The organism is Yinghuangia sp. YIM S10712 (genome assembly GCF_051388935.1).
GTDB lineage: Bacteria > Actinomycetota > Actinomycetes > Streptomycetales > Streptomycetaceae > Yinghuangia.
Genome location: NZ_JBPKBI010000031.1, coordinates 27,161 through 40,336 on the forward strand (window position 1 = coordinate 27,161; position 13,176 = coordinate 40,336).

General features: G+C 67.9%; 13 protein-coding genes. 5 read left to right on the plus strand and 8 right to left on the minus strand.

The features are described 5' to 3' along the window. Positions 1-66: 66 nt before the first annotated feature. Positions 67-987 (minus strand): hypothetical protein, encoded by a 921-nt coding sequence (locus ACRX5W_RS31345; protein ID WP_436791774.1) that lies wholly within the window; start codon positions 985-987, stop codon positions 67-69. A gap of 195 nt (positions 988-1,182) precedes the next feature. After that, positions 1,183-1,683: a SigE family RNA polymerase sigma factor gene (locus tag ACRX5W_RS31350; protein ID WP_436791775.1), complete on the minus strand. Its 501-nt coding sequence runs from the start codon at positions 1,681-1,683 to the stop codon at positions 1,183-1,185. Between the two features lie 173 nt (positions 1,684-1,856). Between ACRX5W_RS31350 and ACRX5W_RS31355 the strand changes: the two genes are divergently transcribed. After that, a complete protein-coding gene (locus ACRX5W_RS31355; RefSeq protein WP_436791776.1) occupies positions 1,857-2,978 on the plus strand; it encodes a PLP-dependent cysteine synthase family protein in 1,122 nt (373 codons plus the stop codon). 13 nt (positions 2,979-2,991) lie between these two features. On the opposite strand, the gene ACRX5W_RS31360 is transcribed toward ACRX5W_RS31355, so the two are convergent. Further along, entirely contained in the window at positions 2,992-3,363 is a 372-nt protein-coding gene (locus ACRX5W_RS31360; protein WP_436791777.1) for a PH domain-containing protein, read from the minus strand. Positions 3,364-3,644: 281 nt separating this feature from the next. On the opposite strand from ACRX5W_RS31360, the gene ACRX5W_RS31365 reads away from it, so the two are divergent. From ACRX5W_RS31365 to ACRX5W_RS31375, 3 genes are read left to right on the plus strand one after another with little or no spacing between them, the layout of a single operon-like run. Next, on the plus strand, positions 3,645-4,127 hold the full coding sequence (locus tag ACRX5W_RS31365; protein ID WP_436791778.1) for an ABC-three component system protein: 483 nt from the start codon (positions 3,645-3,647) through the stop codon (positions 4,125-4,127). Beyond that, entirely contained in the window at positions 4,124-4,384 is a 261-nt protein-coding gene (locus ACRX5W_RS31370; protein WP_436791779.1) for an ABC-three component system middle component 6, read from the plus strand. The genes ACRX5W_RS31365 and ACRX5W_RS31370 overlap by 4 nt, the downstream gene beginning before the upstream one ends. Next, on the plus strand, positions 4,341-6,122 hold the full coding sequence (locus ACRX5W_RS31375) for an ABC-three component system protein (protein WP_436791788.1): 1,782 nt from the start codon (positions 4,341-4,343) through the stop codon (positions 6,120-6,122). Before ACRX5W_RS31370 ends, ACRX5W_RS31375 begins: the two co-directional genes overlap by 44 nt. Before the next feature lie 19 nt (positions 6,123-6,141). On the opposite strand, the gene ACRX5W_RS31380 is transcribed toward ACRX5W_RS31375, so the two are convergent. The 5 genes from ACRX5W_RS31380 to ACRX5W_RS31400 form a co-directional block, all read right to left on the minus strand. Then, positions 6,142-7,584, minus strand: coding sequence for an MDR family MFS transporter (locus tag ACRX5W_RS31380; RefSeq protein ID WP_436791780.1), 1,443 nt, complete (start codon positions 7,582-7,584; stop codon positions 6,142-6,144). Between the two features lie 123 nt (positions 7,585-7,707). Next, positions 7,708-8,598, minus strand: coding sequence for a hydroxymethylglutaryl-CoA lyase (locus ACRX5W_RS31385; protein ID WP_436791781.1), 891 nt, complete (start codon positions 8,596-8,598; stop codon positions 7,708-7,710). A gap of 34 nt (positions 8,599-8,632) precedes the next feature. Next, positions 8,633-9,838 carry a CaiB/BaiF CoA transferase family protein gene (locus ACRX5W_RS31390; RefSeq protein ID WP_436791782.1) on the minus strand — a complete coding sequence of 402 codons (1,206 nt, stop codon included), beginning with the start codon at positions 9,836-9,838 and terminating at the stop codon, positions 8,633-8,635. A gap of 12 nt (positions 9,839-9,850) precedes the next feature. After that, entirely contained in the window at positions 9,851-11,875 is a 2,025-nt protein-coding gene (locus ACRX5W_RS31395) for an FAD-dependent oxidoreductase (RefSeq protein ID WP_436791783.1), read from the minus strand. Positions 11,876-11,896: 21 nt separating this feature from the next. Next, entirely contained in the window at positions 11,897-12,652 is a 756-nt protein-coding gene (locus ACRX5W_RS31400) for a maleate cis-trans isomerase family protein (RefSeq protein ID WP_436791784.1), read from the minus strand. A 344-nt stretch (positions 12,653-12,996) separates the two neighbouring features. Between ACRX5W_RS31400 and ACRX5W_RS31405 the strand changes: the two genes are divergently transcribed. Continuing rightward, positions 12,997-13,176, plus strand: a 180-nt coding sequence (locus ACRX5W_RS31405; protein WP_436791785.1) for a hypothetical protein, incomplete at its 3' end; no start/stop codon positions are given.

Genomic DNA, 13,176 nt, shown 5'->3' on the forward strand with positions numbered 1-13,176 from the left:
GCGGCGGCCCGCCGCCGGACCGGGTGGGCGGCGGCGGGCCTGGGCGTCATCCGGCGGGCCGGTGTGTCACCCGGTGGTCGGCGGCGTCCTGCCCTCCCCCTTCCCGGCGCTGTTCGCCGTGTCGTTCGGCGCGAACTTGGCGCCCTGCGGCAGCTTGTCGGGGGTGACCAGGGTCGTCCACTGGGGGGCCGTGGCGATGCTCCGGAGCTGTTCCAGCGTCAGCGCCGGGGCGGTCCGCGTCTCGGGGCTCTTCTCGGTCGACGCGCTCGACGCGCTCACGTAGATCCGCACGCCGTCCGGTCGATTCAGCACCGCGCTCCACAGCTCGGCGCCCGAGCCGTCCGTTCCCGCCTTGCCGTCCTCGGTGCTCGGCGTCGCGGGGTACTCCCAGTTCTTTTCCAGGCGCAGCTGCGACCCGTCGGGCTGGGGAAGCAGGTCGCACGTCGCGTTCAAGCCGGTGTCGTCGAAGCAGGTCAGCTCGCTGTTGCCCGAACTGATCAGCAGCGTCACCAAGCCGAGGCCCTGCCCGTCGGGGTCGACCTTCGAGTAAACGCCGATCCCGCCGCCGTCGAGCGACACCCACTGCTCGACCTGGGCGCCCGCCGGCCAGAACTGCCGCAGCACCTGCCCCGCTTCCTCCGCCAGCGCCTTCACTTGTTCCGATTCCGCCGTGAGCAGCGGCGTCGTCGGCGTGGCACTCGGGGTCCCCGCCACGCTCGACCCCGGAGCGGCGACGGTCGTGCCGCCGCCTCCGTTCAGGTCGCTCAGCGCCACCGTGCCCACGCCGCCGAGCGCGACGACCGCCGCGGCGGCCACGACGACCTGGGCGCGGCGCGCGACACGCATGCGACGGCCGCGGGCCATGCCGCCTCGGACCAGTGCGGGGGTATTGGGCATCAGGTCGCCCGCGGCGTCGCGCAACGCCGTGGACAGGGCGGCCTCTTCGGGGCGGCCGATGCCGCCGGTGTGGCCGTGTTCGGGATTCATCGGTTCTTCACCGTCTCCTGGGTCAGGTCCGGTCGATCCGGAAGGGATGACGCGCGGTGCCGCACGGCGCTCCCGCGCAGATGGGGTTTCGGGATTTCCGCCCGCCGTACGGCCGTGCCGGCGGGGTTTCCGTGGTGCCGGTTCCGGCAGGTGCCGGGCTGTACAGCGAAGTCGAGCCGGCGTACCGGCCTTGGTTCACGCGGCTGCGAGCAGGTGCAGTTCGCCGCCGAGGGCCGTGCGGAGTTTTTCCAGGGCCCGTTGGGAGCGATTGCGTACCGCCCCTTGCGAGCACCCCATCTGACGGGCCGTCTGTTCCACGCTGAGGTCCTCCCAGAACCGCAGCACGAGCACCGTGCGGTCCTTCGGGGCGAGTTCGGCCAGGCCCTTGAGGAGGGTCAGCCGCAGCGCGGGGTCGACGTGGCGGTCCGCCGACTCGGGCAGGGTGCTGTACGGCTGTTCGCCACTGCTGCGCCGCCGCCGCCACGACAGGTAACTGCGCGTCAGAACCGTGCGCGCGTACGCGTCGGGGTTGTCGGCGCTCTTCACGCGCCGCCACGAGCGGTACAGCTTGCCGAGCGTCGTCTGTACCAGGTCTTCCGCCAAATGCCAGTCCCCGCACAGCAGCCAGGCCGTTCGAAACAGCTGCGCGCTCCGCGCGGTGGCGAATTCGAGGAATTCGTCCGGATCTGTTGCCATCACCCCGCCCTTGTCACGTTGTTGCGTTGTGCCGTCACCCCTACCGACGCCGCGTCCGGCCGCCCGTGTCACACGATCCGCACAGGCTTCTCGCGACTCCCGAACGGCATGATCGGCCAGGGTCGTACGCTGATGCCAGGTTGATCACGTTTGATCGGTTCTCGTGACAGGGAGTGAGCGTGGCCATGGGGTCGACGACCGGCACCGATGTGGACCGGGTCTGCGCCACGACGCGCGGGTGGGTGAGCGAAGCGGTGCGCAAGGTCAACGCGGACGCCAACCGGTCCGCGGACACGCACCTGCTCGTCTATCCGCTCCCGCCGGAATGGGGCATCGACCTGTATCTGAAGGACGAGTCGACGCACCCGACCGGCAGCCTCAAGCACCGCCTCGCCCGCTCGCTCTTCCTCTACGGCCTGTGCAACGGCTGGATCCGCGAGGGCACGACGGTCATCGAGGCCTCATCCGGCTCGACCGCCGTCTCCGAGGCCTACTTCGCCCGCATGCTCGGGCTGCCGTTCATCGCGGTCATGGGCAGGACCACCAGCCCCGAGAAGATCGAACTGATCGAGTTCTACGGCGGCACCTGCCACCTCGTCGACGATCCGGCGACGGTGTACGACGTCTCACGCCGCCTGGCCGAGGAGACGGGCGGCCACTACATGGACCAGTTCACATATGCCGAACGCGCCACCGACTGGCGCGGCAACAACAACATCGCCGAGTCGATCTTCGGCCAGATGGCACAGGAACGGCACCCGATCCCCGCCTGGATCGTCGTCAGCGCCGGCACCGGCGGGACGAGCGCGACCATCGGCCGCTACGTCCACTACCAGTGCCACGACACGTGCCTGGCCGTGGTCGACCCGGAGAACTCGGCGTTCTTCGAAGGCTGGACGCGCGGCGATCCGACGTACACCGTGGGCGCGGCGTCCCGCATCGAGGGGATCGGACGCCCCCGCGTCGAACCGAGCTTCGTGCCCGAGGTCGTCGAGCGCATGATCAAGGTGCCGGACGCCGCGTCGATCGCCGCGATGCGCCACCTGCACCGCCTCACCGGCCACAAGGCGGGCGGCTCGACCGGCACGAACCTGTGGGGCGCGCTGCAACTCGTCGCCGAGATGCGGGAGTCGGGCCGTACCGGCTCCGTCGTCACTCTGCTGTGCGACGGCGGTGCGCGGTACGCCCACTCCTACTACTCCGATGCGTGGCTCGCCGAACAGGGCCTGGACATCCGTCCGTTCGCGCGCACCCTCGACCACTTTCACGCCACCGGCGAGTGGCACGCTCCCTGACCGGCGCGGGAGCTCACGACGCCAGGATGTAATGCAGGATCACATCGTGGACGTGCTTGCCCTTTTGGTCGTCGCGCATCTCGATCGAATGCGTCTGCGTCCCCACGTGCAGGGCGACTTCGCTGGAACTGAAGAACGACCCGGCGAACGACTTGTTCGACACCATCGACACGGCACTGATCTTCGAATAGGGGATCGACGTCAGCGCGATCTTCTTCCCCACGAAGCTGTTGTCCTGAAGAATGACCCGCCGGTCGGTCAACCCGATGAACCCGGTCCCGGTCCCTTTCGCGTCGTATACCGCAAGCACCTGCTCTCCAGGCAGCAACCCCGCCTGGATCTTCTCCAGTTGCTCCCGCCGGTCATACGCGATGTTCGAACTCACAGGTCCCCTCCTCGAATCGCAACCAGTCCAGGCTATGCGTACCCCGGATCCGCGACATCGGAAGCCCACCGCCGCGGCCGGCGGCGGCCACATCCGCATCGAACGAACCGCACTTGAACGGCGAAACCCTCGCGATCAACTCCTCCAGCCGGCTGTCGAACCCCTCAACCACCCGTACGAGCCAACGGATTCGTAGACTCGCAGGCTTCGCAACCACTACGTTTGGCTGTTGGTTCGGCACAGAGCGTGGGGGATGCGCGTGATTCCGGCACAACGGATGTATGCCAAGCACCACCTCGATTCCCATCGAGTCTGTCGTGTACGGCATCGCCATGACCGACCTGGAGCCGCTTCTCAAGTACCTCGGCGAGCACCACCGTGTGCCTGCGCCTGACCGTCCGATACCGATTCCCAGCCAGTACAAGATGGACTACAACCGACTGAGCGACGACGCGCGTTACAGGTTCACTGTCGGGCACCCAAGGCTGCACTTGGTGGACATGTACTACCAGCGCACGTTGGACAGCACCGAACGCGACGAGGTGGCGGAAGGGTTCCGGGAGGCATACCGCGAAGCGCGGGCGCGTCACTGCGACGACAGCGACGAGATCCTTTACGACCTTGAGGGATACATCGTTGGCAACCGGCGACCGACGCGAAAGGATGAAGTCGCGGCTTGGACTGTCCTCGCGTACTTCTTCGGCGCGTGTGACATCTTCGAGGTTCCGCCTGGCGACTGGGTGCCGACTGGGGGAGGGACATGATCACGCCGACCAAGGGCATTGCTCCGGACCGTGCTTTGCTCACGGTCGGCGCCCAGGTCGTCAAGCAGCTCGACCGGCCGCGTACCGTCAGCCAGACGTGGTCACGCCTTCGTAGTTGGCGGGAGACCGAGGGGTACCACGCCCCTATCTCCTTCGGCTGGTTCGTCCTCGCGCTTGATGTCCTCTACACCCTCGGCGTCTTGGACTTATGTGATGACCTCCTCGTCATCAGGAGGCCCGATGCTCCGGCAGCTTGAAGCGGACGACCCACGGTTCAAGACGGTCACGTTCAAGCCCGGTCTGAATCTGCTGGTCGCCCAGGCGACCCCGGTTTCGTCGAACACCGACAGCCGTAACGGCTCGGGCAAGTCGAGTGTCATCGAGCTACTGCACTTCCTGCTCGGCGCCCGAGCCGATCCCAAGTCGTTGCCGATGCGTCGTGAGCTCCGGCAGACGTGTTTTTCGCTCACCCTCGATTGGCCGCCGCTTCGCGAAGAAGTCCGCGTCGGGCGTACGGGATCGAATCCGAAGTCGGTGCGGTTACAACCGGACATCAGTCCGTCGGCCGCCACGCGCTTGTCCGGGGACAACGCAGACATTTCCGTCAGCGAATGGCAGGAGATCATCGAGGCCGGGCTTTTCGGTCTTCAAGGCGAGCACCCTGGGGTGAGCGGACGCGCCATGCTGGCCTTCCTCATCCGCCGCGACCGTGATCACGGTTTCAACGAGCCCACCCGTTCGTTCGCTCGGCAGCCTGAGGCCCAAGCCGGCCCCAACCTCGCCCATCTACTGGGGCTCGACGCCGATCTGACTGCTCGTTACCTCACACTCGCGGAGCGCCGCGCGGCCCGTACCCAGCTCAAGAAGGTCGCGGGTGACCCGGTCTGGGGGAAAGTCGTCGGAAAGAGCGCTGATTTGCGCGGCCAGATCGCCGTGGCGACCGCGAAGGTCAACGATCTGCGGCGCCAGGTCGCGGAGTTCCGGGTACTGCCGCACTATGAAACCCTCAAGGATCGCGCTGACGACCTCGCGCGCAAATTGCGCGAACTCGTCTCCCTTGACGTGATGGACCAACACAATCTCGACCATCTGCAGAAGTCGGTAGACGAAGCGGACGACCCCGAATCGGCGTACCTGCTCCGCGTCTACGAACAACTTGGCGTCAACCTCGGCGACCAGGTCCGGAAACAATACGACCAAGTGAAACTTTTTCACGAAGCCGTGGTGCGGAACCGCCGGACCTACTTGGACGAGGAGATCCGCACGATTCGGGAGCGCATGGATGCCCGGCGGCAGGAACAACGCGCCCTCGCCGAAGAGCAGCGTGTGGTCGTCGCCCAACTCGATCAAGGCGGTGCCCTCGAAGCACTGACCGAACTTCAAAAAACACTGGCCCAAGAAGAGGCCAATGTCACGACGCTACGCCATCGTCTGGAGTCGGCCGAAGCGGTCGAAGCCACCAACCAGGCCATCGCCGCCGAAAGCGTCGCGATCCAGAACGCCTTGCTTCAGGACATCGGCGAGCGTCAGACGCAAACCGACCAGGCCCACCTGTTGTTCAACGAACTCGCCTACCGCCTCTACGGGTCCGACCGCCCGTCCTACCTGCGCATCGATCCCGGTCCGAGCAGCCTCAAGATCCTCCCCAACATCGGGAGCGATGACAGCAAGGGCATCGGCCGCATGGCGATCTTCTGCTTCGACATGACGCTCGCCGTGGTCGCCCACCGGGCCGGCCGGGGGCCTGACTTCCTCGTCCACGACAGCCACCTCTTCGACGGCGTCGACGACCGGCAACTCGCCAGGGCGCTTGGTACGGCGGCGGAGATCGCGGAGGCCGAGGGCATGCAGTACGTCGTCACCATCAACGAGGACGACCTCAACAAGACGGCCCACTTGGGTTTTCGTCCGGAGCCCTACGTCATCGAGCCGAAGCTCACCGACGCGTACGAGGAAGGCGGCCTGTTCGGTTTCCGGTTCGACGTCCCGCGTTGATGTCAGCGGTCGATTCGGGTCAGCGGGCGGCTTCCTGTTCGACCGGTTTCGCAGGCGCGGTGACCATGGTCGATTCCGCGTCGCGGTCGCGGATGAGGAGGGCGAAGACCAGGCCGAGAGCGGAGATGAGGCCGGCGACGAGGAAGGCCCAGTGGTAGGCGGAATAGTCGGGGCGCGGTCCTTCGGCGGTCATGTCGAAGATGCCGATGCCGGACATGACGCTGCCGAGGATCGCCACGCCGACGGCGGCGCCGAGTTGGCGGTGGACGTTGTAGAGGGTCGAGGCCGCGCCCATGTCCGGCCCGCTGATCTGGGCGAACGCCGCGGTCTGTGCGGGCATGAAGGTGTGGGCCAGGAAGATGCCGGTGAGGAAGAGGTCGGCGCGCAGCCACCACAGGCTCGTGTCCGGGCCGACCAGGCCCAGCAGGCTGATCGTCGTGGCGCTGCCGATGATGCCGATCGCGGTGATGCGGCGCGGGCCGATCTTGGCGTAGTACCGCGACACGGCCTGGGTGGCGATCATCATCCCGATCGCGGCCGGGAAGGTGGCCAGGCCGCTGTCCGTCGCGTCCAGGCCGCGGGCCTGCTGGATGAGGATGGGCAGCACGAAGACCGTGCCGAGGTAGCCCGCCGACGATGTGACGATGATCAGCGCGCCGTTGCGGAACAGGCGGTTGCCCAGCAGCCGCAGGTCGAGCATGGGGTGTTCGGTCCGGGTCTCGACCACCACGAGCGCGGCGAGCAGAAGGAGCCCGGTGATCCCGGTGCCGAGGATGATCGGTGACGTCCAGCCCTCGCGGGAGCCCTCGGTGAGTGCGTAGAGCGTGCCGGCGAGGCCGCCGCCGGCGAGCAGGAAGCCGGGCAGGTCGAACGGGCCGACGCCGGGCTGCTTCTCCTCGCGCAGGCACAGGGCGCCGAACGTCAGCGCGGCGGCACCGACGGGGACGTTCATGTAGAAGACCCAGTGCCACGAGACGTGGTCGACGATCAGACCGCCGATGATCGGCCCGGCCGCCGGAGCCAGCGCGGTCGGGACGACCAGGTAGCGCCCGGCGCGGATGCGTTCCACCGGCGGGAACGCACGGAACATCATGGCCATGCCGATCGGGGTGAGCATGCCGCCGCCCACACCTTGCAGCACCCGGAAACCGACGAGTTGCGGCAGGTTCTGGGCGAGGCCGCACAGTGCGGACGCGAGAGTGAAGACCGCGAGCGCCGACAGGAACATCCGTTTTGTCCCGAAGCGGTCGCCCAGCCAGCCCGCCGCCGAGATGAAGACCGCGAGGCTGACCAGGAAGCCGACGTTCGCGATGCCGATCGCGTCGGGTGACTCGTCGAAGTCCCGTGCGATCGCCGGAATGGCGACGTTGACGATGGTGGTGTCGAGCACCGTCATGAAAATCGCCGTCACGTACACCGTGCTGACGACGACTTTCTGACTTATCTCACTGGGCTTCCTCACGACAACACGTCATATCGCAGGGCCTGCTCAGGTTTCGCCCCGGGGCGGTCCTCGTGTCGTTGGGTGACGGGCGTTGTTCGTACGGTTGCCGGCCTGCGCCGCGTCGGCGGCGACCGGATTCATTCATGTGGGGAACGGGCCGGCCCGGCCGAGCAGTGCCGGGACGGCGACTTTGAGCTGTTCGCCGATCCACCGGCCGGTCGCCGCCGTCGCGGCGAGATCCACCCCGGTGGCGACACCCATCCTGTCGAGCAGGTAGACGAGGTCTTCGGTGGCGATGTTGCCGGTGGCCGCCGGCGCGAACGGACATCCGCCGATTCCGCCCGCACTGGAGTCGAGCGTTTGGACCCCCGCGCCGACCGCGGCGACGGCGTTCGCATAGCCGGTGTTGCGTGTGTTGTGGAAGTGGCACCGGAGAGGAACGCCGCCGGCGACGTCGCGTACGGCCGCCACCAGTTCGGCGACCTGCGTCGGGACGCCCACACCGATCGTGTCGGCGAGCGCGATCTCGGCGGGTCCCGCGTCGACGGCCCGGCGGGCGATGGCCCGGATCCGTTCTGCGGCGACCTCCCCTTCGAACGGGCAGCCGAACGCCGCCGAGATCGTCACGGAGGGCCGGATACCGGCCGCGTGCGCCCGGTCAGCGATCTCCGACCACGCACGCAGGCTCGCGTCGACCGTCATCCCCTGGTTGCGCTCGCTGAACGTGTCGGTGGCGAGGACGACCATGTTGACCTCGTCGACGCCGGCCCGCGCGGCACGTTCGAACCCGCGTGCGTTCAGGACCAGCCCGATATACGAGACCCCTTCGCCGCGCGGGACCGCCGCCATGACCCGCTCGGCGTCGGCCATCTGCGGTACGCGCCCGGGGTGCACGAACGCGGTCGCCTCGATGCGCCGCACTCCGGCGGCGACGGACCGGGTGATCAGTTCGACCTTGGCCTCGGCCGACAGCAACGTTTTTTCGTTCTGCAGGCCGTCGCGCGGACCGACCTCACAGATCGTGATGGGCACGGGTGACTCCGTTCGATGTGAGGCCGCGACGCGGTCAGATGACGCCTTCGGCGGCCAGCTTTTCGCGCTGTGCGGGGTCGAGGCCGAGCAGGCTGCCGTACACGGCCTCGTTGTGCTCGCCGAGTTCCGGGCCGAGGGAATGGATTCGCCCCGGGGTCGCGGACAGCCGCGGCGCCACATTCTGCATGGGGAATTCGCCCAGGTGGGGGTGGAGCAGCCGGACGATTGCCTCACGCGCTTTGAAGTGCGTGTCGACCGTCATGTCGGCGGCGGTGTAGATCCGGCCGGCCGGGACTCCGGCCGCGTGCAGGCGGTCGAGGATGTCCTCCGACGCGTGCAGGGACGTCCATTCCCCGACGACCTTGTCGAGTTCCTCAAGGTGTTCGCCGCGAGCCTGGTGCGTGCGATAACGCGGGTGCGCCGCCAGATCCGGATTCTCCATCGCATCGCAAAGCCGGGAGAAAACCGCGTCGCCGTTCGCCGCGATGAGAACCTCCGCTTCGTCGGCCGTGGGGTAGACGTTGCTGGGCGCGACGCCCGGCAGCACCGATCCGGTGCGTTCACGCCGGTGGCCGGCGATCTCCCATTCCGGGATCAAGGCTTCCATCAGTGCGAGAACCGCTTCGTAGATGGCCGAGTCGACCACCTGGCCGCGGCCCGTACGCTCCCGGCCGAGAAGGGCCATGACCGCGCCGAACGCCGCGAACATCCCGGCCAGCGAGTCGCCCAGCGAAATTCCGGTGCGGCTCGGCGGGTGGTCGGGATTGCCCGTGGTGTAGCGAACCCCGCCCATGGCCTCGCCGATGGATCCGAAGCCCGCCCGCTGCGAATAGGGCCCGTCCTGTCCGTAGCCGGTGACCCGGACCAGAATCAGCCGAGGGTTGATCGCGGCGAGGGTGTCGTAGCCGAGATTCCAGAGTTCCAGCGTCCCGGGACGGAAATTCTCCACCAACACGTCGGCGTGCGCCGCGAGTTGCCGGACCAATTCCTGGCCCCGGGCGTCGCGGAGATTGCATGTGACGGATTTCTTGTTGCGCGCGATGATCGGCCAGGTCAGTGAGAAACCGTCCGCCTGGTTGCCCCATTGGCGCATCGGATCGCCGCGTCCGGGGTCCTCGATCTTGACGACTTCCGCCCCGAAATCGCCCAGAAGCTGACCGCAGAACGGCCCGGCGATCAGCGAGCCCAATTCGAGAACGCGGCATCCGGCCAGGGGCCCGCTTGCTTCTCCGGTGGTCATCGGTCTCCCTCGTCAAAGTCGCCGGGCCGCGGCGTCGGCTTCCCAGATCGCGTTGAAGATGCGTCGCGGCGCCTGCGCGTCGCCGACCAGGTGCACGTCGAGGCCGCTCCCGTCGAGTTCACGCGCCAGGCCGTCGTCGGCGGCATTCCCCAGGATCAGCACCACGCCGTCGATGTCGTGGAGCACGGAGGTCTCGCCGGTGAAGACATCCGCGAGCGTCACGGTGTCCTCCTCGATCGCGGCGACCTCCACATTGGGTGTGAAGGTGACCCCGGCGCGCCGCAACCGGCCGAAGGCGAACGGAAGGTCGTGACCGTCGGCGAACGCGTGCCCGAGTTGCGGGTATTGCGACACCACATGCACCGCGTGGCGGCGGCCGACCAGATATTCGGCGGTGACGAACGCCTGCCGGTCGCCCGTGTCGTCGACGATCAGGATCCGGTACGGCAACTCCGCGCTTCCGCTGAGGACTTCCGCCGGCGCGTACACATTCCACTGGTCCGAACCCGGCAACGCGGCGGCGTCCCGCGACCAGCGCTCGGGACGCCGGGCCGTCCAGCCGTGGCGCACAGGCGTCGAGCCTGTGGCGACCACGACCGCCTCGAACCTGCCCACGAGGTCGCCGGCCGTGGCCCGGTGCTTCAGACGGACCTCGACGTCCGTCCGGGCAAGCTGGGCGGACAGCCAGTCGGTCACGCCCGACCACTCGCGGTAGGAGTCGGCCCGGGTGAGCAGATTGACCTGCCCGCCGAGCGTGTCGCTCGCCTCGAAAAGCGTGACCTGGTGGCCCAGTTCTGAGGCGGTGAGTGCGGCCCGCAGCCCGGCCGGGCCACCGCCGACGACCGCGACCCGCCGGCCTTTCCGCTCCCGGCCGTCGTCGAGACGGAACTCCCGCTCACGACCGACCTGCGGGTTGTGGATACACGACAGCGGGCCGCGCGCGAAGGACGCGACACACCAGTTCGCGCCGATGCAAGGGCGGATGTCGTCGGGCCGTCCTTCCCGGGCCTTCACCGGCCACTGCGGGTCCGCGATGAGCTGGCGGGCCATGCCGACGAACTCCGCCTTGCCGGTCGCGAGGATGTTCTCGGCCATCTCCGGTGTGGTGATCCGCCCGACCGCCACGACCGGCAGTGACACCGCACGCGCCATATTGGCGGTGTCGGCGACCTCGTACCCGGCCGGCCGCGCCGCCGAGGTGCCGTAGATCTGCATCCGGTCCAGGTACGTGCCCTGGGTGGTGGAGATGTAGTCCAGCGCGCCCCAGCTCTCGACCTCCACCGCGATGCGCACCCACTCCGCGTTGCCGAGCTCCTGTTTGAAGCCGGGCGCCGACTTCGCTGATCGCCCGTCGCCGTCGTTGCTGTTGAGGCGGATCCCGAGCACCCGGTCCGCGGGCACGACGCGGCGTACCTCCTCGACGATGCGCCGGACGATGCGCAGCCGGTTCTCGAACGAACCGCCGTAATCGTCGGTCCGGTGGTTCGTGGCCGGCGACAGGAACTGGCCCAGCAGATAACCGTGCGCCAGGCCGTGCACCTCGATGCCGTCGACTCCGCCCTCCATCGCCAGGCGCGCGGACAGCACATAGTGCGCGACCAGTTCGTCGATCTCGCGCACCGTCATCTCATGCGGAATCTCCCGGTACACCGTGTCCGGAACCGCACTCGGCGCCCACGTGGGCAGCCGGCTGATGATGCCGTCGGTCTGCCGCCCCCGGTGCCACAACTGGGCCATGAGCATCGCGCCGTGCGGGTGTACCGCTGCCGCGACCTTGCGGTAGCTGTCGACGACGGCCGCGTCGTACGCCTTGACCACCCCCCGGCGCGGCTGGCTGGACGGGTGAACCGCCATGGCCTCCATGGTGATCACCGCCGCTCCGCCCCGGGCGCGCTCGGCGTAATAGTCCACGCTGGCGTCGGCGAAAGTCCCGTCGGTGGAGAATTCCGTCGCGTGGGCGACAAGCCAGATGCGGTTTCCTGCCGTACGCGGGCCCAAAGCGATGGGGGAGAACAGCGTGGGATATCCCTGGGACATCAGGCGCCTCCAAAAGCGTGGTCAGTGACGTGCCAACAACTGCCCGAAACCTTCCGCCTGGTCGTCGATTCCGTTGCTGCGCAGGGCATGCCAGTACGTCGCCGTGTTGACCGCGATCACCGGCAGGTCCAACCACTGCTCGGCCTCGGCGGCGATGCGTCCCATGCACATGTTGGCGCCGAACTGCACGATCGCCCTCGGCCGGTCGGCCGCGATCCGCTTCAGCTCACCTCGCAGAGTGTCCCCGGAGATGTGTGCAATCTTGACCGCGCTGGGCGCACGCAGATGGACGGCGGTGCTCAGCTCGTAGCCCCGGCTCTCGACGAACGCCCGCAGGTGCGGCTCGGACACGGGCTGGTACGGAGTGACCACGCCGATCGGCCCGTCCTCGACGCCGACCGCGCGCAGTGCGGCCGGAATCGCGTCTCCCGCGTGGATCAGCCGGAGTCCGTCGCCGAACTTGGCGCGCAGGCGATCCCTGATGGCTTCGCCGGCGTTGGGGTCGTCGTAGACCGCCTCGATCGAGACGCCGAGCACCACGCATGCGGGATCGCAGGTCAGCACGCGTTCGACCGCGTCGTCGACGCCGCGGTCGATGTCCCGGACAAGCTCGACGAAGTCCTCGTCGTTGGAGGTGACCCGCTCGGGGGTGTGAATGCGGGCGATGTGGTTGGTCACACCGCGTGGCCGCATGTCGTCGTATTCCGGCTGTACCACGGTGTTCACCGAGGGCGTCACGACGCCCAGTTTCAGTCTCCAGCCCAGCGCGTCGGTCATCGTCTGCTCCGTTCTGTCCGGACATGAGAGGCGTGGTCACGCCGCCGCACACGGCTCGCTTCGCCGTTCGACGGAACGGCTTCGCCCCCGCGTCTGCGCCCTCGCCCGCAGGCCGGTCGACGCGCTTCCGAAGGTGTCGGCGGGCCCGTTGAACCCGCCGCGATCCCTATTGCATACACGTCGACGGTCAATCTTTACAAGTATTGAAAGTAGAGCTGATGATCCCTAGCATTGCATACAATTACCCTCGCGGAGGCGGTGATCGGATGCCCAGCGCCGACCCTCGGCCCAGCAGCCGACGGTCGAGGTACGGCCCTGCCCGCGTCGGCGGCCGAGGCCGCCCGGTGGTCCGGCCGCAGATTCCGTCACAGAGTCCGCGTCGTCGCGACGCGTCGAGCCTTCCCCGGTATTCCCCCTGTCCGCCGGCCGAGAAAAGGGAACCGAACGTGTCGGTCAAAGTTTTCGAGCGCATTCTTCAGCTTTTCGAGGCGGAGGGGATCAACACGATTTTCGGGATTCCCGAC